General features: G+C 68.3%; 18 protein-coding genes and 5 pseudogenes. 8 read left to right on the top strand and 15 right to left on the bottom strand.

What is annotated here, in order from left to right; genetic code table 11:
* Position 1 precedes the first annotated feature (1 nt).
* A complete protein-coding gene (locus tag NW895_RS33970) occupies positions 2-595 on the bottom strand; it encodes a molybdopterin-dependent oxidoreductase (RefSeq protein WP_289940608.1) in 594 nt (197 codons plus the stop codon).
* A gap of 340 nt (positions 596-935) precedes the next feature.
* Here NW895_RS33970 and NW895_RS33965 point away from each other — a divergent pair, with 340 nt between their 5' ends.
* Complete coding sequence (locus tag NW895_RS33965; protein ID WP_289940607.1) at positions 936-2144, top strand: cation:proton antiporter; 1209 nt, start codon at positions 936-938, stop codon at positions 2142-2144.
* Between the two features lie 392 nt (positions 2145-2536).
* Here NW895_RS33965 and NW895_RS33960 read toward each other — a convergent pair.
* The 3 genes and pseudogenes from NW895_RS33960 to NW895_RS33950 form a co-directional block, all read right to left on the bottom strand.
* A pseudogene (locus NW895_RS33960) lies at positions 2537-2913 on the bottom strand (alcohol dehydrogenase catalytic domain-containing protein); the annotation flags it as partial.
* Positions 2914-3145: 232 nt separating this feature from the next.
* Positions 3146-3934, bottom strand: a complete 789-nt coding sequence (locus NW895_RS33955) for an SDR family oxidoreductase (protein WP_289940606.1) — start codon at positions 3932-3934, stop codon at positions 3146-3148.
* On the bottom strand, positions 3898-4725 hold the full coding sequence (locus NW895_RS33950) for an alpha/beta hydrolase (protein ID WP_289940605.1): 828 nt from the start codon (positions 4723-4725) through the stop codon (positions 3898-3900). Before NW895_RS33950 ends, NW895_RS33955 begins: the two co-directional genes overlap by 37 nt.
* A gap of 649 nt (positions 4726-5374) precedes the next feature.
* Between NW895_RS33950 and NW895_RS33945 the strand changes: the two are divergent.
* A pseudogene (locus tag NW895_RS33945) lies at positions 5375-6153 on the top strand (alpha/beta hydrolase fold domain-containing protein).
* A gap of 83 nt (positions 6154-6236) precedes the next feature.
* Positions 6237-6677, top strand: coding sequence for a hypothetical protein (locus NW895_RS33940; protein ID WP_289940603.1), 441 nt, complete (start codon positions 6237-6239; stop codon positions 6675-6677).
* 51 nt (positions 6678-6728) lie between these two features.
* Here the strand turns inward: NW895_RS33940 and NW895_RS33935 are convergent.
* The 5 genes and pseudogenes from NW895_RS33935 to NW895_RS33915 all read right to left on the bottom strand — a co-directional run.
* A pseudogene (locus NW895_RS33935) lies at positions 6729-7446 on the bottom strand (transposase); the annotation flags it as partial.
* 221 nt (positions 7447-7667) lie between these two features.
* Positions 7668-7934, bottom strand: coding sequence for a zinc-binding dehydrogenase (locus NW895_RS33930; RefSeq protein ID WP_289940672.1), 267 nt, complete (start codon positions 7932-7934; stop codon positions 7668-7670).
* Positions 7910-8101, bottom strand: a complete 192-nt coding sequence (locus NW895_RS33925) for a hypothetical protein (RefSeq protein ID WP_289940602.1) — start codon at positions 8099-8101, stop codon at positions 7910-7912. Before NW895_RS33925 ends, NW895_RS33930 begins: the two co-directional genes overlap by 25 nt.
* A gap of 154 nt (positions 8102-8255) precedes the next feature.
* A pseudogene (locus tag NW895_RS33920) lies at positions 8256-8498 on the bottom strand (IS630 family transposase); the annotation flags it as partial.
* Positions 8495-9035: pseudogene (locus NW895_RS33915) on the bottom strand (winged helix-turn-helix domain-containing protein). The pseudogenes NW895_RS33915 and NW895_RS33920, both read right to left, overlap by 4 nt.
* A 237-nt stretch (positions 9036-9272) precedes the next feature.
* Between NW895_RS33915 and NW895_RS33910 the strand changes: the two are divergent.
* Together NW895_RS33910 and NW895_RS33905 are read left to right on the top strand one after the other, a co-directional pair.
* On the top strand, positions 9273-9641 hold the full coding sequence (locus NW895_RS33910; RefSeq protein ID WP_289940601.1) for a BlaI/MecI/CopY family transcriptional regulator: 369 nt from the start codon (positions 9273-9275) through the stop codon (positions 9639-9641).
* Positions 9638-10552: a M56 family metallopeptidase gene (locus NW895_RS33905; protein WP_289940599.1), complete on the top strand. Its 915-nt coding sequence runs from the start codon at positions 9638-9640 to the stop codon at positions 10550-10552. The genes NW895_RS33910 and NW895_RS33905 overlap by 4 nt, the downstream gene beginning before the upstream one ends.
* Before the next feature lie 258 nt (positions 10553-10810).
* Here the strand turns inward: NW895_RS33905 and NW895_RS33900 are convergent, their stop codons facing one another.
* Positions 10811-11581 (bottom strand): methyltransferase domain-containing protein, encoded by a 771-nt coding sequence (locus NW895_RS33900; RefSeq protein ID WP_289940597.1) that lies wholly within the window; start codon positions 11579-11581, stop codon positions 10811-10813.
* A gap of 28 nt (positions 11582-11609) precedes the next feature.
* Here NW895_RS33900 and NW895_RS33895 point away from each other — a divergent pair, with 28 nt between their 5' ends.
* Entirely contained in the window at positions 11610-12062 is a 453-nt protein-coding gene (locus tag NW895_RS33895; RefSeq protein WP_289940596.1) for a MerR family transcriptional regulator, read from the top strand.
* Between the two features lie 224 nt (positions 12063-12286).
* Here the strand turns inward: NW895_RS33895 and NW895_RS33890 are convergent, their stop codons facing one another.
* The 4 genes from NW895_RS33890 to NW895_RS33875 all read right to left on the bottom strand — a co-directional run bounded on the left by NW895_RS33890 (position 12287) and on the right by NW895_RS33875 (position 15377).
* Positions 12287-13897: a multicopper oxidase family protein gene (locus NW895_RS33890; protein ID WP_289940594.1), complete on the bottom strand. Its 1611-nt coding sequence runs from the start codon at positions 13895-13897 to the stop codon at positions 12287-12289.
* A 95-nt stretch (positions 13898-13992) separates the two neighbouring features.
* Positions 13993-14472: a hypothetical protein gene (locus NW895_RS33885; protein ID WP_289940593.1), complete on the bottom strand. Its 480-nt coding sequence runs from the start codon at positions 14470-14472 to the stop codon at positions 13993-13995.
* A gap of 111 nt (positions 14473-14583) precedes the next feature.
* Complete coding sequence (locus tag NW895_RS33880) at positions 14584-15132, bottom strand: hypothetical protein (protein WP_289940592.1); 549 nt, start codon at positions 15130-15132, stop codon at positions 14584-14586.
* Positions 15129-15377 (bottom strand): hypothetical protein, encoded by a 249-nt coding sequence (locus NW895_RS33875; protein ID WP_289940591.1) that lies wholly within the window; start codon positions 15375-15377, stop codon positions 15129-15131. Before NW895_RS33875 ends, NW895_RS33880 begins: the two co-directional genes overlap by 4 nt.
* 125 nt (positions 15378-15502) lie before the next feature.
* Between NW895_RS33875 and NW895_RS33870 the strand changes: the two genes are divergently transcribed.
* Together NW895_RS33870 and NW895_RS33865 are read left to right on the top strand one after the other, a co-directional pair.
* Entirely contained in the window at positions 15503-16090 is a 588-nt protein-coding gene (locus NW895_RS33870) for a TetR/AcrR family transcriptional regulator (protein WP_289940590.1), read from the top strand.
* A 149-nt stretch (positions 16091-16239) separates the two neighbouring features.
* Positions 16240-17148 carry a DUF5134 domain-containing protein gene (locus NW895_RS33865; protein WP_289940588.1) on the top strand — a complete coding sequence of 303 codons (909 nt, stop codon included), beginning with the start codon at positions 16240-16242 and terminating at the stop codon, positions 17146-17148.
* Between the two features lie 192 nt (positions 17149-17340).
* On the opposite strand, the gene NW895_RS33860 is transcribed toward NW895_RS33865, so the two are convergent.
* A complete protein-coding gene (locus NW895_RS33860) occupies positions 17341-18597 on the bottom strand; it encodes a DUF418 domain-containing protein (RefSeq protein ID WP_289940587.1) in 1257 nt (418 codons plus the stop codon).
* Between the last annotated feature and the right edge of the window lie 185 nt (positions 18598-18782).

Raw genomic sequence — 18782 nt, 5'->3', positions numbered from 1 at the left:
GTCAGTCACCGTAGTAGCGCTGTTCGAGGAACGGGTCACCGCGGTGGTGGTAGCCGGCGTTCTCCCAGAACCCTAGCTCGTCCTCGGGCATCACCCGGATCCCGCGCAACCACTTGGCAGACTTCCACAGATACAGGTGCGGCACCAGCAGCCGGACCGGCCCGCCGTGCTCGGCCGGGATCGGACCGCCCTCGTAGCCCACCGCGACTATCGCGTCGCGGTCCACCAGGTCCTCCACCGGGACGTTCGTGGTGTAGCCGCCGTACGAGGACACCAGCGCGTAGGGCTCGTCGGCCACCCCGGCGTCCTCCAGCACGGCCGCCACCGGAACGCCCTGCCAGGTCGTCCCCAGCTTGGACCAGTGCGTGACGCAGTGAATGTCGGTGGTCAGGTCCACCACGCCCAGATCGCGCAGCGATGCCCACGCGTAGGTCCTCTCCGTGGTCCCGTCGGTGACCACCAGCTCCCACGCGCGGGTCGGTACGTGCTGGGTCGGGCCCGCCGTGAGGACCGGGAAGTCACTGGTGACGAACTGCCCCGGCGGGACCGCGCCTTCCGTGCGTCGAGGACGTCCCGTGAATCCGCGCGTGACCATGCGTCGCTCACCACCCATCGTATCGACAGCGTAACCAACTGTGAGCATTCTCGCCTCCGTCACGATCAGCAGCCCGGAAGCCGCCGACCGTGGCGTACACGGTGGAATCGGCCACCTTGACGGTCGCACCAACATCATCGTCGACACTGCCGGAGCCTGAACGCTCCACGCCCCCACATCAGTGAGGCCCGCAGCCACCGCACCCTGGAGGTTCGTTCCAGACCCACGGATCTCCGTTGGATATCAGTGACCTTCTCGTTCTTCGACCGGCCATAACACCATCGCGGATGGGGCAATCTGGGTCAGAACCTTGCCCCGCCGACCGGCCGCCGGAGTCACGATGTCGTACGACAACCTGGTCATCGTTCTCGCGGTAGCCGCCGGCGTCCCCTTCCTCCTCGCCCTGGTGCCCCGCGTCCCTCTCCCGGGCCCGGTCCTCGAGATCGTGGCTGGCGTCGTTCTTGGCCCGGCGGTGCTGAATGTGGTGCAGCCGGACGCCACCGTTCAGGCCTTGTCGATCATTGGACTGTGCTTCCTGTTGTTCCTTGCCGGGCTCGAGATCGACTTCAAGCAACTACGCGGGCCGCGGGCGAGGCTCGTCGGCATTGGTCTGGCCGGCACACTTGCGCTGGCCGCAGCCGTCGGCTGGATGCTGCACATCGCCGGGTTGTTCGAGAGCCCGCTGCTCCTCGGCACCGCGCTGGTGGCCACGTCTCTGGGACTTCTGGTCCCGATCCTCGAGGACGCCGGCGCGGTCGACCGGCCAGTTGGCCAGCTGACCATCGGTGGAGGCTCGGCAGGTGAGATCAGCGCTGTGGTGCTGCTGTCGCTGTTCTTCTCCGAGCATGCATCGGGCCCGGCTTCCAGGCTGCTTCTCCTGCTCGGCCTTGCTTGCCTGATGGTGCTCATCGTGGTGGCCTCAATACGCGCAGGACGCTCCATGTGGCTGTCCCAGACGGTGATGAACCTGGCGGACACGAGCGCTCAAGTCAGGGTCCGCTTGACAATGGTTCTGATCGTTGGTCTGTCCGCGGTCGCCCTGCATCTCGGATTCGAGGCCGTTCTGGGTGCCTTCATCGCAGGGGCCGTGCTACGGCTGGTCGACCCCGACTCCGAACAGACGCACCCGCAGTTCCACGTCAAACTGGAGGGCCTCGGCTATGGCTTTCTCATCCCGGTCTTCTTCGTGACGAGCGGCATCCAGTTCGACCTTGGAGCCCTGTTCGCGGACGCCGGAACGGCGTTGCGGGTACCCATGTTCCTTGCCGCGCTCCTCCTCGTTCGTGGAGTGCCCGCGTTGGTCTACCACAGCGCCGGCCTCTCGCGCGCCGAGGTCATGGCCAGCGGACTCTTGCAGGCCACCTCGCTCCCGGTCATCGTGGCTGCGACGACGATCGGCTTGAAGTTGGAGGCAATCCGACCGGCTAACGCCGCCGCGCTGGTGGCGGCAGGCCTGCTGTCAGTGGTCGTGTTTCCTCTGACGGCCTTGCCATTGCTGAACCGTTCACGGGGATCCGCAAGATCGGGGCCCGAGAAGGAGGCGGATTGATTCGTCGCGACCGCCCACGCGCGGCGCGGGCACCCCCGGTTCCGGACGAACGTCGACCAGGCGCGGGACCGTGCTCCGGCTCACGGCCGCCCCAAAGACGCGGGCCAGGCAGGCACCGGCCCGGCCCGCCAGGGCTGAGCACTACCCGCAGCCCGAGAGCGCTTCGTCTGCCGCAGGGCACATCAGCGGGAAACGGCAGGTAGGCGCCGTGAGCACGGCATAAGACCAAGCTCCGGCACCCGGGCACAAGGCCGTGAGCCACTGGCAGTCCCGGCCACGAGGCATTCGACGGCGTCGATGCCGTCGCCCGCGCCGAATGTGCGTGGCGACGGGATGCGTGCAGGCCTTCGCGCGTGCATGGTGGATTCGTCCGCTGATGGACCGTGCCTGTGGCTCGGCAGCGGCGCAAGGGCGCGTGCCTCGACGACGACATACTCCGCGAGGGTGCCGTCGCGCGTCCAGTCCGTGAGGCCGAACACCCGCTGTCCTAACCGACAGGGCGGTTGTGCCATAGCTGAGGGCGGTGACCACTCCGGCCAGCTCGTGGCCGGGGATCGACGGCGTGCGGTCGGCGGCCGAGGCGATCGGTCCAGGTCGAGGGCCACTCCAGCTCATTCCCGGTGAATCCCGACGCATGAACTTCGACGACGACATCGCCGTAGTTCGCGCCCGAGAGGCTGGCGAGCCTCTCCGCATCCGGCTCGGGCCGCTCCACCAGCTTCATCCTGGCCGTCCTCGCGGCCTGATCCGTCACCACAATCGCCTTCATTTGGACACCTCCCCGTATCTAGTGCTGTGACCGCATAGGTTCACCGGGTTGGCGGTTGGATGGGTGGTGACGAGGTCCCCGGTGTCGGCGTGCTGGCGGCCAGTGCGCCTGCGCGTTGTCTGCGGACGAACGCAACCGTCCCACGCGGTCGCGGTTGCGGGCTTCGGTAGCCGCGACGCGCTCCGCTTCCGCCTCGTCGATACGGGGCCCGGGAGGCGTAGGTCGGGGACCGTCAGGCCGCTGTCCGGCCCGGCCAGTCGCTGTAGCGGGTCTCGCCGAGGATCGCGTCGCTGCCCGGCACCAGAGTTCCCTCGCTCAGTTCGGCTCCGAAGTAGCGGGCGTGGGGGTCCGTGACGACCTCACGCGGGTCGTTGCGGGCAGCTAGGGCCTGCCGGAAGAACTCGTCCATCTGGAACCGCTCGGGCCCGGCGACGTCGACCCTGCCGTTCAGCGGCGGCCCGGTCGAGATTCGGTCCACCGCCTGGGCGACGTCGTCGCCCGCGATGGGTTGGAAGAGCACCGGGGCCAGCCGGACCGTGCCGTCGGCGGTGGCGTCGTCGGCGACGCTCGCGACGAACTCGAAGAACTGTGTCGCGTGCACGATCGAGTACGGGATCGAGGATTTATCGATCAGCTGCTCCTGAGCGACTTTCGCCTGGAAGTAGCCGCTCTCGGGCAATCGCTCGGCCCCCACCACCGATAGTGCGACGTGGTGGGCGACGTCGGCTGCGGCTTCGGCGGCGAGCAGATCGCGCGTGGAGGTCTCGAACAACCTCATCACCGTGCTGTCTTCGAAGGACGGCGAGTTCGATACATCGATCACCACGGATGCGCCGGCCAGCGCGTCGGTGAGTCCTTCGCCGGTGAGGGTGTTGACCCCTGTCGTTGGTGCTGCCGCCACCGTGTCGTGGCCGTGCTGGGCGAGTTGCGGCACGAGTTTCGAACCGATGTTGCCGGTGCCGCCGATGACGACGATGCGGTTTGTCAGCTCGTCTGGGTTCGGGCGTGGCTGGTCGCCCATTCGAGCGCGTAATCGGCCACCTGCTCCCAGCCGGGTTCGACACCGGTGAAGTGTGAGCGGTCCGGGAACTCGTAGGTCTCGGTCAGCGCCTCGGAGTTGCGGTACTTCTTCGCGTTGGAGCGGATCACCGATGGCGGCATCAGGTGGTCCTTGCCGCCCATGATGAACAGCAGCGGCGCCCGGTCGTCCAGGTCGTAGTCGACCCAGGTCTCCTGGTGGCCCGGCTTCCAGTTGGCTATCAGGCCGTAGGCCCACACCCAGCTGCCGGGCGCCGGGATGTGGAGGTGGTCGTAGGCCGCGTCGGACTCCTCCCTGCTGCACGTGTTGGCGAACGCGTAGTGGAACTGCTCCTTGGTGAAGCCCACCGCGCGGTGCCGGTTGGCCGGGTTGGCGAGGATCGGAAACAGGGACTTGATCTGAGACGGTGGGTTCACCCGCACTCCCTCGGGTGGCGCCGAGTCGATCGTCACGGCGGCGGCGCCCAACCCTCGGTTGACCAGGAGTTGGGTGAAGGTCCCGCCGAAGGAGTGGCCCATGATGATCGGAGGACGGTCCAGGTTCTCGACCACGTCGCTGAGATGGTCGAGGGTTTCGGGGACGGATGCCGCGGCGATGATCTCGGGCTTTTCACGCAGCGCCTCCACCTCGATCTCGAACCCTGGGTACGTCGGCACGACCACCTCGTAGCCCTTCGCCCGGTAATACTGCGCCCAGCGATCCCAGCTTCTGGCGGTCATCCAAAGCCCGTGGATCAGCACGATCGGCGGGGCATTGGTCGTCGGCTCGCTCATGGCCCTCCTTCCGAATGCAGGGCTGTAACAATCGTCGACCTCGAACAGCTGTCGTACAACCGCAGCGATGATGTGGCGGCCCGCCGGCGCACGCTCTGCACCGCCGCCCCTCCGGTGGGCGATCGCTTCCGTGGCTTCCTGGCTGTCCGCACATCGGCACGACCGGACGCCCGGTGTCGCGAAGGTCGCGTTACGGTGCATGCTGCTCGGTCCCCGGCAGATCGGGGCGAAACTGAACCGATCCTGGCCGCGCGACGTGGACCTGAACCGGTGTCCCAGACAGTCGCTTCGACAGCGGGGCGTACCCAGGCTGAGCCCGTGACGGAGGCAGATCCGAGGGAAGGGGCCGCCTGGCCAATGGTGGCCGGAAGACTCGCAACCGAAGATCTGCCCGAGATCTCGACCGAGGCGCCTGGCCGCCCGCAGCCGGCCTTCCACCCGCTTCGGCCTCGGCTCGGGCAGCAACAGCACAGTGGTGGTACGGGCCGGGTGGGCGACTGCACGGATGCGATCATGCCTCGGAGGGACGAGGCTGTTGCTTGTGGCAATGCTGCGCTGCCTGCCCAGTGGCGGGGCGCATTGACGCTCCGCGGTCAGGCCGTGCAGGAGTCCTCAGCATCTCTCAGCCCCAGACCTCACGGAGCTGGTCATGACCGCTCCCTCTGGCTCCATCGTTCTGGAGCCCGCAGCCCAGCAGTTCGCAGATGCCACGTCCCAGCCGCCGTTCTTGTACGAACTGGGGCCCGAGAAGGCCCGCAGGGTGCTGGACGACCTTCAAGCGGAACCGATCGAGAAGCTCGATGTCGACTCAGAGTGGATCACCGTTCCTGCCGATGTCGGCGATGTACGTGTCCGCATCGTTCGGCCGCGCGGCGCCGCGCCACCCCTCCCCGTGGTTCTCTACATGCACGGCGGTGGCTGGATTCCGGGCAACGCCGACAGCATGATCGGCCGGTGCGCGAGTTCGCGGACGGGCGCAGGCTGCGGTCGTGTTCGTCGAGTACACCCGCTCTCCCGAGGCGCACTACCCGGTGGCGATCGAGCAGGGCAACGCCACCGCTCAGTGAATCGTCCGGGAAGGCGCTGCCCATGGCCTCGATCCGGACCGCATGGCGGTGGCGGTCGACTCGGTCGGCGGCTACTTCCTCACCGCCCAGGCCATGGAGTGGTTCTGGAACGCCTGCATTCCCGACCGCGCGCAGCGCAGCGAGATCACCGCCCCTCCCCTGAAGGCCGACCTCGATCAGCTCGCCGGTCTCCCACCGGCCTTCCTCCTCGTCGACGAGGCAGACGTCCTACGCGACGAGGGCGAGGCCCCACATCATGATGCTCAACCCTCTCAGCGACACCCATGCCACCCGTGCGGCCGTTGCCCAGGCCGTCTCAGTGCTGCGCGACGCGCTGAGAAGTGGTGTCGCTCCGCCTTGATCTGTGACGTTCCGTGACTCGGCGGTGCTTCGTAGCCCTCGGTCGTTCTCCAGGAGCCAACTGCCCACTTTGGGAGGCTCGGCATGGCATCCGATTCCATCTGGCGGTCCGCAGCGCGACAGTTGCCGCTCAGGCTCCCCGTCGGCACGTTCTTCCTCAACTCCGCGCTGTCGAAACGCGGCGCGGACCAGGCCACCGCTGAGGGACTGCAGCAGTTCGCCACCACCGCCTACCCCTTCTTGGGCAAGCTCGATGCCCAGCAGTTCGTCAGGTTGCTCTCTGCCGGGGAGACCGCCGTTGCCGCCGCGCTGCTCCTGCCGGTGGTCCCTGCCGCTGTTGCCGGAGCCGCGCTGACCGCGTTCTCTGCCGGCACGCTCGGGCTATATCTGCGCGCGCCGGGCATGCGCAAGGAGGGCAGCCTGCGACCCACTGAGCCTGGAACCGCGCTGGCCAAGGATGTCTGGCTGCTGGGCATCGGCACCTCCCTCATAGTCGAGGGCGTCAGCGAACACCGTTGGTGGTAAGGCGGATAGGGTGTCAGCTAGGGCTCTGACCGCATAAGTCCGCCAGGTTGTTCAGGCCACAGCGGCGAGGGGGCGTCCTCCCCAGCGGATGCCCTTCTCGCTGCGGATGCGGGCGCGTTCACGTCGTTCAGCGGCCAGGACGTCGCGGTGGCGGGTGTTGGCATTGCGCCAGCGCAGGTGGGCGTGCAGGCCCGGGTCTGCACGGTGTGGTTGGGGTGGTTCGAGTTGGCGATGGTGAACTGCCGCAGCGGCCCAAAGGGGGCCTCGGTCGGGTTCGCCCACGAGGCGTAGGTCGGGGTGAAGCACAGCCCGACCTTGTGCTTATTCGCCCAGCGGCGGAGGGCGGCGCCCTTGTGGGCGGACACGTTGTCCATGAGCACGTAGATCGGTGTGCCGTCGGGCCTGACGGCGCGGATCGACGTCAGCGCGGCCAGCTTGTTCGCAGGCCCTTTCTTGCGGCGGTTGATGCCCCACAGGCGGTCATCGCCGAGCGAGTAGCAGCCGTGGAAGTAGCGCACCCCGTGAGTGCGGTGGTAGCTGGCGGGCACCCGGTCGGGATGCTTCAGTTCGGCCCAGCCCGAGCCCGCGGTGGGGGCCGGATCCCGAGCGGGCAGAACTCGTCGAAGGCGAACACCCGGTCCGGGAAGCGGTCAATGACCTCCTCGATCCGGTCCAGCTTCGCCTCACGGTCGGGGTCGGAGGAGTCCTTCCATGTCTTGGTGCGCTGGAAGGTGACACGGCAGCGGGCGAACAGGCCGCGTAATGCCTGCACGGCACGTCGGTCCACAAGCTATTGGCGCCGCCAAAGCTCGCCGTCATACCACGCAGATCGAGCTGGCATGAGAGCGCGGCTACACCGCCGCGCCTCAATCAAAGAACGTACACCGCTGACTGTGAGATCGACGCATGTGGGAGCCGCCGTTACGGCGTGACCGACCGGGCCACGCAGCTGACGCTGACCCACGAGGCCCGGTCGCTGTCCCTGAGTTCTTACGGACGAACGCGGATGATCGCCTTCCCCTTGACCCGCTCGGTCGGGTTGAAGGCGGCGACGGCATCGTCGAGCACCGCCACGTTGCCGATGTTCGTGCGCAGCCGACCGTCTCGCACCCGCTGGACGATCTCACCCAGTTGGGCACGATCGGACTCGACGACGAAGTCGATCGCCTGGCCGTGGGCAGCCCGCGCCCCGGGCGGCCCAACGACGGTCACGAGTGTTCCTCCGGGCCTGATCAGGCGCGCGGATCGCTTCTGGATGTCCCCGCCGATGACGTCGAAAACCAGGTCGACGCCGCCGATGTCTTCCGGGTGTCGTTGTCGAGGTCGGCGAACTCTGTCGCGCCGAAGTCGAGTGCCTTGTGACGGTCGGCAGCGCTTCCGGTACCGATGACGTAGACGTCGAACTCACGGGTGAGCTGAGTCACCGTCGACCCGACTGAGCCGGCCGCACCGTGCACTAGGACGCTCCGCCCCGCCTGGAGGTGGCCCTGCTGGAACAGTCCCTGCCATTTGAGGTTGAACTCGTGATATCGGTGGTCAGGGGTTGATCGTCAGTCCCGTTTCTGCGAGGCAGCCGTCTACCGGGCCGCCGAGCTGGGTGTGGGCGGCGATGAGCAGGTCGCGGTAGTCGCGCCAGGAGAAACTCTTGCGTCCGTCACGGCTGCCGTCGTCGCGGCGTGGCCGGCATATCAGCCGTGACCTGCGGCCGGGTTTGTAGCAGGTCAAAGCGGCGATGGAGATGCGTCTGCGGGAGCGGCCGCGAACCCGCACCACCGGGGTGCGTCCTCGCTGCGACCAGGTTCGGGCGTGCGGCGGCGTCATGGAGAAGCCGGCTTCGTCCTCGAAGACGAGCCATGTTCCACGGGCCGCCGCGAGCCTTCCGCGCACGGCCACACCTCCTTCACCCAGCCGGTGACAGCCTCGTCGTCCCGCTCCGGGGCCCGGCGGACGGCGACCTGACACGACCAGCCGTTGCGCACCAGGAGCTTGCGCACACCCTGGACGGTGTAGGTCATGTGGAAGCGCTGGCCGATCACCGTCTTGATCCGGCCCGGGGTCCAGCGCTGGTCCTCCCAGCCGTGCGCGGCCGGGCCCTTGGCAAGCTCCCGTTCCAGATGAGCGAACTGCTCGTCACTCAGTCGCGGCGGCGACGCCGGGCCACTGGAGTTCAGGGCCCGCCAACCGCCCTCGGCGCAGGCCCGGCGCCACCGCTGCACCGACCGGACGCTGACCCGCAACTTCCTTGGCGACCACCGCGTTCGCCTCACCACGTTCGAACCGCTCGGCCGCTTCCAACCGTAACCGTTCCCGAAGCTCCCGGCGCTCGGCGGTCAGCCCGCGCCCTTGTGGATGCCGCATCCAACGGTGATACCGCGCAGAGCAGGCCCGGGTCAGCCGTATGCGACATCACGAGTTCAACCTCAGTAGCCTTCCTTCTCCCCCTGCGCCAGAGATTCCCAGCCCACCTTCAGGCACAAGATTAGACAGCCGATCGACGAGGAGCTCCGTCGAAGCCCCGACGACATCGCGGATATGGGACGGCCGAAGGCACGTTCTACTATGGCGCTGCGTATGTGCGGTGGAAAGGGAGCGATCATGCGGCGTCTGGGGGACCTGGAGGCGGAGATCATGGACCGCCTTTGGCGGTGGCGGCGTCCAGCAACGGTGCGCGAGATCGTCGACGACATCAACAAGGAGCGACCGCTCGCCTACACCACCGTGATGACCGTGGCCAACATCCTCTACACCAAGGGCTGGCTGCTGCGCAGCAAGCAGGGCAGGGCATGGGCGTACACGCCGGTCCGCAGCCGGGAGGAGTACGCGGCGGCGCTCATGGAGGACGCGCTCGGCGCGAGCGAGGACCGCCCGGTGGCTCTCACCCACTTCGTGCAGCAGATGAGTCCCGACGAGATCAGCGCGCTGCGCAAGGCACTACGCGCGGCGGGGCGGAAGGCCGAGTCGTGAACGCGGCGACTGCGCTGCTCGGTTACGCGGCAGGAGTCGGTTTCCTCGCACCGCGGCTGTTGCTGCGCAGCGCCTGGCCGCATCGGGCGCCGGTCCTTGCCGTGGCCGTCTGGCACGGGCTGACCGTGTCGTTCACCCTTGCCGTCGCGCTGGCCGCCCACCACCTCGCCGCCCCTGCCGAGCACCTGCACGCCAACCTGATCGGCGTGCTGCATTCCTGCGGCCTGACCACCGCGACTGCCGCGCCATACCCAACGATCGCCGACCGCTTGGCCATCGCCCTTCCGTTCTCGGTGGTACTTCTCATGCTCGGCTGCTTCGTCTACGAAGTGCTCCTTGGCCGACGTGCCCGCTCCCGCCACCGGCAAGTCCTGGACATGGTGGGCCGACGTTCGCGGCACCTGTGCGCGACCATCCTTGAGCACGACCTGCCCGCCGCCTACAGCCTCCCCGGATACAAGCCGCGCGTCGTCGTCAGCGCGGGCGCCCTGCGGCTGCTGTCCCCGGGCCAACTCGAGGCCGTACTCGAACACGAACGCGCGCACATCGCGGGCCGCCACCACCTGGCGCTGGCCGCGGCCCAGGCATTCGCCCGGGTCTTCCGACGCCTTCCACTCGCCCACCACGCCAAGGAGCAGACCTCCATGCTCCTGGAGATGATCGCCGACGACCGGGCGCTGCGCCGCCAGTCCCGCGAGGTGCTGGCCGCAGCCATGTACGAGATGGCGGCGGCGAAGGCCGCCCCTGCGGGCGCGTTCGCCATGGGCGGCCCGAGCGCGGGGGTCCGGCTGCGTCGGGTGCTCACCCCGCAGCGACGGCCGCATTTCGCGCTCCGTGGATCCGTAGCCGCCGCAGCAGCGGTGGTGCCGGTGATCCCGCTGTTGTTCGGCTGCATACCGGCCATCGGGTAATGCGGGCGACCTCGCTTTCCCGGCATGGATTGCAACCGTGCCCCATCTACGGAGCTACTCAGTTCTCGCGTATTTGATCGAAGCCGACGGCAAGGCACGAGAAACGAGTCTCAGGATGGGAACCCCACCTCAGATCGAAGCCGCCGTCCTGCCCCAGGATCGCCGTCCTGGCTACCTCAGTGGGGGCGTTCTCTTCTCCGAACCAGCTCGCCTGGAGGCCCTCATTGGGTCGATGAGGAGACCTCCCAGAGCCTGGCGCTACCGCGGTGCGGTCGCCGCGGCCATGAACATCGGCAGTGCCAGGAAGAGCCGGTCGGCCTCCGCCCGCGCATCCTGCTCAGCGATCCAGTTCTCCGTCTGCTCGCGTGTGATGGCGCCGGTGGAGCAGGCTCCTTCGGCGAGTCCGGTGAGCAATGGCAACATCGCCGGTCCGGTGAACACACCGGTATGCACCTCGACCGTCACGTCACCGAAGCCGGCATCCAGAAGCAGGTTCCGGTACCGGCGAGCCGCACGCGGGCCGAAGGTCAGGTCTGCGCGGGCGTGCACGATCCTGCGGGTGAGGGCCGCATCGTCGGAGTCGATGACGAACGTGTCCCAGTCCTGCCCGACCAGAATGATCCGCCCGCCGGGTGCGAGAACCCTGCGCGCCTCAGCCAACGCCCGCTCCGGCTCGCCCAGTTCGTGGAACACCTTGTCGGCCCGGTAGCCGTCCATCGAGGCGTCCGCCAAAGGCAGTCCGTACGCTCCCGCGTTCAGGAAGTCCGCCTCGGGCCACCGGATTCGGGCAACAGCAATCATCCGCTCGCTCGGGTCGACGCCGACAGCCCTCACGCCCCGTTCGGCCAGCTCCGCCACGGCCCGTCCGGCGCCGCAGCCCACGTCCACTATGGACTGACCCGGTTTGGCGCCTAGCAGGTCGTAGGACCGAGCGCGCAGTTCACTGGCGCCTGGCAGTCGGTCGGTGGCATCCAGCAGCGCGATGAGGTCGTCCGTCGACTGGTGAGTCTGTTCCGCTTCCTTGGTCATGAGGGCCAGGCTGCGACTTAATGTCGGCATGAAGTCAAGCGAGCACAGGACGCCCGTTCACGAAGAGCGCGACTCGATGACCATCGGCGCTCTCGCCGAACGCTTCGGTCTGGCCACGCACGTTCTGCGTCACTGGGAAGCGATGGGCCTGCTCACTCCTGCCCGCGACGCCGCAGGCCGCCGCCGCTTCGGGACCGCCGACCTCACACGCGTCGCCGTCATCCTTCGTGCCAAGGAGGCAGGACTCTCCCTCGACACCATTCGTTCCCTGGCCGCTACCACCGATCCCGCCAGGCGCAGAGACATGCTGCGCGAAGAGGCCCAGGCGCTTCGCTCCCGTATCGCGGCCGCGCAGGCCTCCCTCGAACTCATCGAGTGCGCCCTCGGCTGCGACCACGAGGACTTCACCCAGTGTGCCCATTTCCGGCAGATGGTGGCAGAGCGCATCGGTACGGACGCTACCGTCCACATCCCCGTCTGAACCGTGAGCTCGACGCGTGGGCCTTTGATCGATTCGGCCTGCCGCACACTGGGTGAGCCCTGATCCGCTGGCCACAGCCACTCTCGAACGCGTGATTCGCTGCCCAGGGTTGGGGTGCCACTGGTGGTCATCGCGTCCTCCTTCATGGCAGCACGCACGCAGACACACCCGGTCCGAGGGCCGGCCGGACGGAGCCGGCCCCGGACCGAGCACGGCGGTGGCGGTCAGGTCTGGTACGCGACCATCGCCATCATGCCGACCTCCCCGTGGTAGGCGTTGTGGCAGTGCAGCATCCACTGGCCGGGGTTGTCGGCGTCGAAGATGACGGAGAGCTCCTTCTTCGGCAGGACGATGGCGGTGTCCTTGCGTGGGCCGCTGTTTCCGAGCTGGTAGGTGTGGCCATGCAGGTGCATCGGGTGCCACATCTCCGAAGTGTTGACGAAGTCCAGCCGGACCCGCTGCCCTTCCTCGATCGTGAGCGGATTCGCGGCTGGGTCCTCCATGTCGAAGGCCTTGCCGTTGATGGCCCAGTTGTACTTGTCCATACCGCCGGTCAGCTCGACGCGGTGCACCCGGTCCACCTTCTTGGGCGGCAGACGGACATCGTCGGCCGCGCGCAGCCGGGACGCCATAAGGATCTTGCCGTTCAGCTCCTCCGGGCGGACGGTGGCCGTCGGGGCACCACCGGACCCCGTGCGCACCAGGGCCATGCCGGTGGCGTCCTTGCCCTCGGCCAGCGCGACCAGTGGGAAGACGCCGTCGCCGAGGGTGACCAGGACGTCGTACCGCTCCCCCATCCCGATCAGCAGGGCATCGGCCTGTTGCTGCTCGACGGGGAACCCGTCGGTGTGGGTGATGGTCAGCTTGTGACCGCCGAGCGCCACCCGGTACGCCGTGTCGCCGCCCGCGTTGATGATGCGCAGCCGGATCCGCCGGCCGGGCTTGCCCTGGTAGACGTCGGGGTCGGCGGGAACACGGCCGTTGACCAGGTGGTACGGGTACTTCACGTCGCCGGCGTCGCCGCCGAGCAGCTCGCTCTCGGCCCCCATCAGCATGAACTTCATCGACATCCCGCCGGACGAGGCAGAGGCGGACGGGGACGAGGAGTCCTCCCCCGTATCCATGCCACCCATGTCGCCCATGTCGCCCATGTCGTGGCCCTCATGGCCGCTGGAGCCGGAGTGGCCGCCCATGCCGCCCATTCCCTGCCGCAGCTCGGCAAAGACCTCGTCGGGGGTTCCGGTGACTCCGTCGACCCAGTCGTCCAGGACGACGACCCATTCGTCGTCGTACGACAGCGGTTCCTCGGGGTCCTCGACGATCAGCGGCGCGTACAGGCCCCGGTCGAGCTGAACGCCGACGTGGGGATGGAAGAAGTAGGTGCCGGGGGCGTCGGCGATGAAGCGGTATGTGAAGTTGGAGCCCGCCCGTACCGCCTGCTGCGTCACCGGGGGCACGCCGTCCATGTCGTTGCGCATGGCGATGCCGTGCCAATGGATGGAAGTCGTGGTCTTGTTCGGCAGTTGGTTGGAGAGTTCGGCCGCCAGAGTGTCGCCGGCGGACAGCCGGATTTCCTTGCCCGGGGCCTGGCCGCTGAAGGCCCAGCTCTTGGCCATGACGCCGCCGAGGTCGAGCATGGCGGGCGCTGCGGTCAGGGTCACCTTCCGCGTCCTGCCGGTGCCCTTTCGCTTCTTCTCGGTCGCAGTGACCGCCGAGCCGGAGGGATTGACCAGAGCGGGCGTCGAGCTGGAGCCGCTGCTGCAGGCCGCGAGCGCGCCCGTGCTCGCGACGCCGAGTCCGGCGAGCAGGACGGATCGGCGGTTGATGCTGTGCATGGATGTCCTCGTTCTCTGTGTACGCATATGGGATTTGGCGTGCTGGGACGGCTCCTCGGCCTGGCAAAGGCGCGAGGAAAGCCGTTGGGCACGGCCTAAATGCGCAACTGAGAGAGAACGGACAGGTCCGGGGGCGCTCGGTCCAGCGTCCCGGCGGCCTTCGGCCCTGGGGCGACGGCGCTGTGCGCGGCGAGACCCGGTTGCCCCGGGGTCAGCCCCGGGGCCGCCAGCTTTACCACCTCGAAGCTCGCGGTCGAGCAGTGCTGCATGGCCATTCCGGAGCAGGCCAGGCCATCAGCACTGTTCATCGTCTGGTCCGCGGCATGCACGGTGGTGCTTCCGTGCGCGTGACCGGACATGGCCGACGCCGGTGCGACGGGGCTGTCCGCCATTACCATGCCGGGCGTCATCACGTGTGCGACGGACGCAGAGGTCGAGCTCACCGCCGCGGCTGCCGTCTCGTGGTGGACCAGTACGGCAAATGCCGCGAGGACAGCGATGACGGCAGCACGCGCCAGGCGGGCGACGCCCTGCGAGGCGCGGATCCGCGGGGGCCAGGCTCCCCGTGCTGTCATCGCATCCCTCTGGGTTCTCGATATGGGAGTGCCGCCAATATACCGGTAGGGGGTAAGCGGCGCTTCCGGGGTGCCGCGGCCGCGCCCACCAGCGGTGTGTGTCTGGCGCCCTCACGCCTGAGACACGGACACCGCCCCCGGCGTGCTGCGGCTGTCGCGCTCCGACTGCTGCTTTCGCCGCCCGTACGGAGTGACGCCCCGCGGCTTGTACACCGCGAGGATCATGGCCAGCAGCAGCACGACCAGCGCCAGGACGGAGTGCAGCACGGGAGAGAAGTTGCGCACCGAAGACAGCTCGGTCTCCGGGTCGCCAGCCATGTGCGCCATTGACCTGAACGTCCCCATGTAGATCAGCAGCACTCCGGTGGCGACCACGTTGATCAGGAGTTTGAACAGCACCCAGTAGTGCCGCAAGAGGCCCCAGGGCGTACCCAGGGACTGGACGATGCCGGTAAGCAGCGCGGTGAAGGCCAGGGGGACCAGGACGTACCAGGCGGCCGGCTCCATCACGAGGTACGCGCCGCGCACTGTCGCGGCATCCTGGCCAGTCACGCCGATCACCGCCAGCGCGAGAAAGACGACGACCGCACCCAGCCACCCAACCGAGGACGTGACGTGCGCAATCAGGGCCAGCCTGCGCAGGCGGGGCGGCATGGTCATCCGATATCCCCCGCATCCGGTCCGACGGCTTCCGTGACACCGACGAGCGGAGCCTGTCCCCCCAGGTGACGCCCCGGGCCATGGTCACCCGCGCCCGTGACCAGATGCATGACCACGAAGAGAAGGACCACGATCAGCGCGAGCCCGGACACCTTCACCCAGCGCGGCATCCCCACGGCCGGGGTCCGGCCGGGAACCTCACCCGTCTTGTCGTGAGAGTTCGACTCCTGCGGCGGATCCACCATGAGGGGTTCTCCTTGTCTCACCTACGCCTGGGCGGCATGCCCTTCGCACGACGCCAGCTTTATCGAGACACTCTGTCACTGTCAAACCATAGTGTTACAACATCGGCATCGCGTACGCTTTCCGCGTGCCGAAGCTGTGGAACGAGACGATCGACGCGCACCGCCGCGAAGTGCGCGACGCCATCCTGGACAGCACAGCCGCCCTGGCGGCCGAAAAGGGCCCCCTGTCGGTGACGATGTCTCAGATCGCCGAGAAGGCCGGCATCGGGCGGGCCACGCTGTACAAGTACTTCCCGGACGTCGAAGCGATCCTGCATGCCTGGCACGCGCGCGAGATCGCGGGTCACCTCGCCCAATTGGCGGAAGTCCGGGACCGGACCGAAGGTGCGCCTGCGCGCCTCGAAGCGGTGCTGGAGGCCTATGCCCTCATCACCCAGGGATCCCACGGCCACCACGACACAGACCTGGGCGCGTTTCTGCACAGGGACAACGGCAACCACCTGACGCACGCACACCAGCGCCTTCAGCACATGGTTCAGGCCCTGCTCACCGAGGCAGCACAGACCGGTGACGTCAGGGACGACATCCCGCCCGCGGAACTCACGCGCTACTGCCTCAGCGCCCTGGCAGCGGCACGAACCCTGCCGTCCGAGGCCGCCGTGCGGCGCTTGGTCACGGTCACCCTGGCGGGCGTGCGCCCTCCACAGGACTGACACTCTCAGGGGAAGAAGTTTCTTCTGCTGAACACCTCTTGGCGCCCTTACGTACTAAGGACATACGTAGATAACAGCCAGAGGACGACGGGAGTCGACGGGCCCGCGGAACAGGGCGCCGGCGACGACGGTCGATGCGGAGGGCAGCGATGGGAAGTCCGGCCCTGAACTGGACGCTGGCGGCGGTCGCCCTGCTCGTGGCTGTCGTGAGCACGGCCCGTGTGGCTGCGGCCGACAGCAGAGAGGCGCGGTTCGCGGCCGGAGGCGACCTCGTCATGGCCGGGGGCATGGCCGCGATGTTCCTGCCCGCGACGGCCACCAGTTTCGGGGACCACAGCCTGTGGTGGGTGGCGGCGTTCACCGCCGTCGGCCTCGGCAGCGTGGCCCTGTCCGTACGCCACGCTCGGCTGCACGGCTGGCGGCACGGCCGTCGCTGGGCGCATCACATCATCGGCAGTGCCGCCATGGTGGTCATGACGCTCGCCATGCCGGGCACTCACTCCGCGCCGGTTCTGGCTCTGGGCGGACACTCGATGGCCGGCGCGAGTCACGGACACGGGCACGGATCCGCCGGAACGGCCGACGCCACGGAGACGGCGGGCATGGCCGGGACGGAGGGCATGGACCACTCCTCGGGGATGGCCGCCCACGACATGGCGTCCGGCACCACCCGCGGCGCCGCGGCGGGAGACTCCACTGCGGTGTGGCGTGTCGTCCTGATCGCGCTTGCCGCGTACTTCCTGATCTCGATCGTCGCGTCCGTGTGGGCGCGACTCCGCGGCACCGACCGGCGGACGGGTGCGGGCCGCAGCGCGGGCAGGGGCCGCTGGGCGCGGCGGCTACTCGCCCTGCCCGACGCAATCGTGGTGTTCACCGCGTCCCTGGCCATCTCCGTCTGGGACAAGGCCCGGCTGGGAGGCGACAAGCGCCGGGCACACGCGGCACAAGGCAGCCGGAGCCGCCGCCGCCCGCCGGGTACGTCACCGGCCGCGGCCCTGACAGCCCACATCGGCATGGGCGGCACGATGTGCGCCATGCTCGTCATGATGGCCGGCTGACGACCCCGTCGCCCGCCTTTCCCGCGCTTTCGAGGTAGTCGACTCGTCGGTGCCCCTCGGCGAGTGGCGGTCATCAGTCGTCAGGCGGGCGCCGTCCTCAAACGCCTGGCGGTCGTGTCACCAGCAGGAGTCTCGAAGTGGGCGCCCGTCGTCAGTGACTGAATCCACGCTGTGTCGCTCCACTGCGGCGGATCACTTGATGTGGCGGGTGACTCTGGTGATGGTGTGGAGCAGGTACTCGAGGGGACCGCGCCGGAACGCGCGGCTCCAGGCGGACGCCAGGACCATGGCGGCGCCTATGAACCCCAGGAGCACCGGCAGCTCCGGGACGTCTTTGCTGTCCGTGCCGAGCACGCGGATGGCGACTATGTGCAGGGTGTACACGGTCAGGGACATCGCGCCGACCGCGCAGACGGGTGTGGTCAGACGCGTGAAACGGCGCATGCGGGCGGTGGCGGCGAGGCACGTGGCGAGGACGACCAGGGCGACGCCCGTGTTGCCGAGTATGGAGGCGGTCGTCTGGCTGTGCGGTGCGGCCATCAGAAGCCAGGCCGGAGTGCGGCCGACCGGCTCACCCACGGCGTCGGACCACCAGGCCGATGATGCCGAGCCGCCGTCCGTTACCGCGGAGATCGCGGCGCTCGCGTGCGGGACGAGGCGCAGGGCAAGCCAGGAGCCGCCGTAGCCGAGCACGGCCAGGCCGGTGCCTGTCAGGGCCAGCCGTGTGCGGAGACGGGCGCGCGTGAGGTCGAGTCGGGCGACCGCCATGCCCGCGATCATGAACGGTGCCCAGGTGAGGACCGGATAAGCGCCGGTGAACAGCAGGTCGAGCAGGCCGTCCGTGTCGCTGATCCGGGCAAGCGGGTCCCAGTTGATGACGGTGTCGGCCCAGCTTCCTTCGTCGATCCACTGGCGGATCAGAAACAGCATCTGGGGCAGGACGAGTGCGCCCACGGCGGCCACGACCGCAAGCGTCGTGGCCGACAGCCGATACAGCGGAAGCACGGAGAGGAACGTCAGCCCGTAATAGGCCAGGATCACCTCGACCGAGGTGCCCAGCGCGGCCAGGGCGAAGCCCAGGGCGATAAGGACGACGGCTCTAAGGACGATCTTTCCCCCTGCCTGGCGACCCGCGCGGCCGGTTCGGGGCTGCGGGCGGCCGGTGATGATGACCAGCGAGAAGCCGGCGAGTACGGCGAACAGCGCGGAGGAACGCCCGCGTGCCGCCTCCATCAGGAAGCCCAGGAGCCCGCCCTGCGACGGCTCGGGGCCGACATGAGCGGCGAACATGCCGAACATCGCCAGCCCGCGGGCCAGGTCGATGCCGATCAGTCGTCCGGCCGACGACGGGGGACGGAGCGGGACACGGGGGCCGTCCCCCTCCCCGATCGCCGTGACGGATGCCGCAGGAGGGCGCGTGGGTGAGGGTGAGGGGGCGTTGTGTGTCATACCTCTTTAGAGTGTGCATTCAACCCATTTCTGCCCATACCGCAGATTTCCGGACCCACCCTGCCGACTGGCGGAGGTCGGCCCGGTCACCTGGCGGCACCCGATGCCGGGCGTCCGGCGGCAGGTCCTCGATGAGATATGGGTCGGACAGCGGTCCCCTTGACGAGTCCCGACGAATGGAGCCG

The organism is Streptomyces sp. S.PNR 29 (assembly GCF_030386795.1).
Classification (GTDB): Bacteria; Actinomycetota; Actinomycetes; order Streptomycetales; family Streptomycetaceae; genus Streptomyces.
Note: the sequence above shows the minus strand (reverse complement) of the source record. Positions and strands in the feature narration are given on the sequence as shown.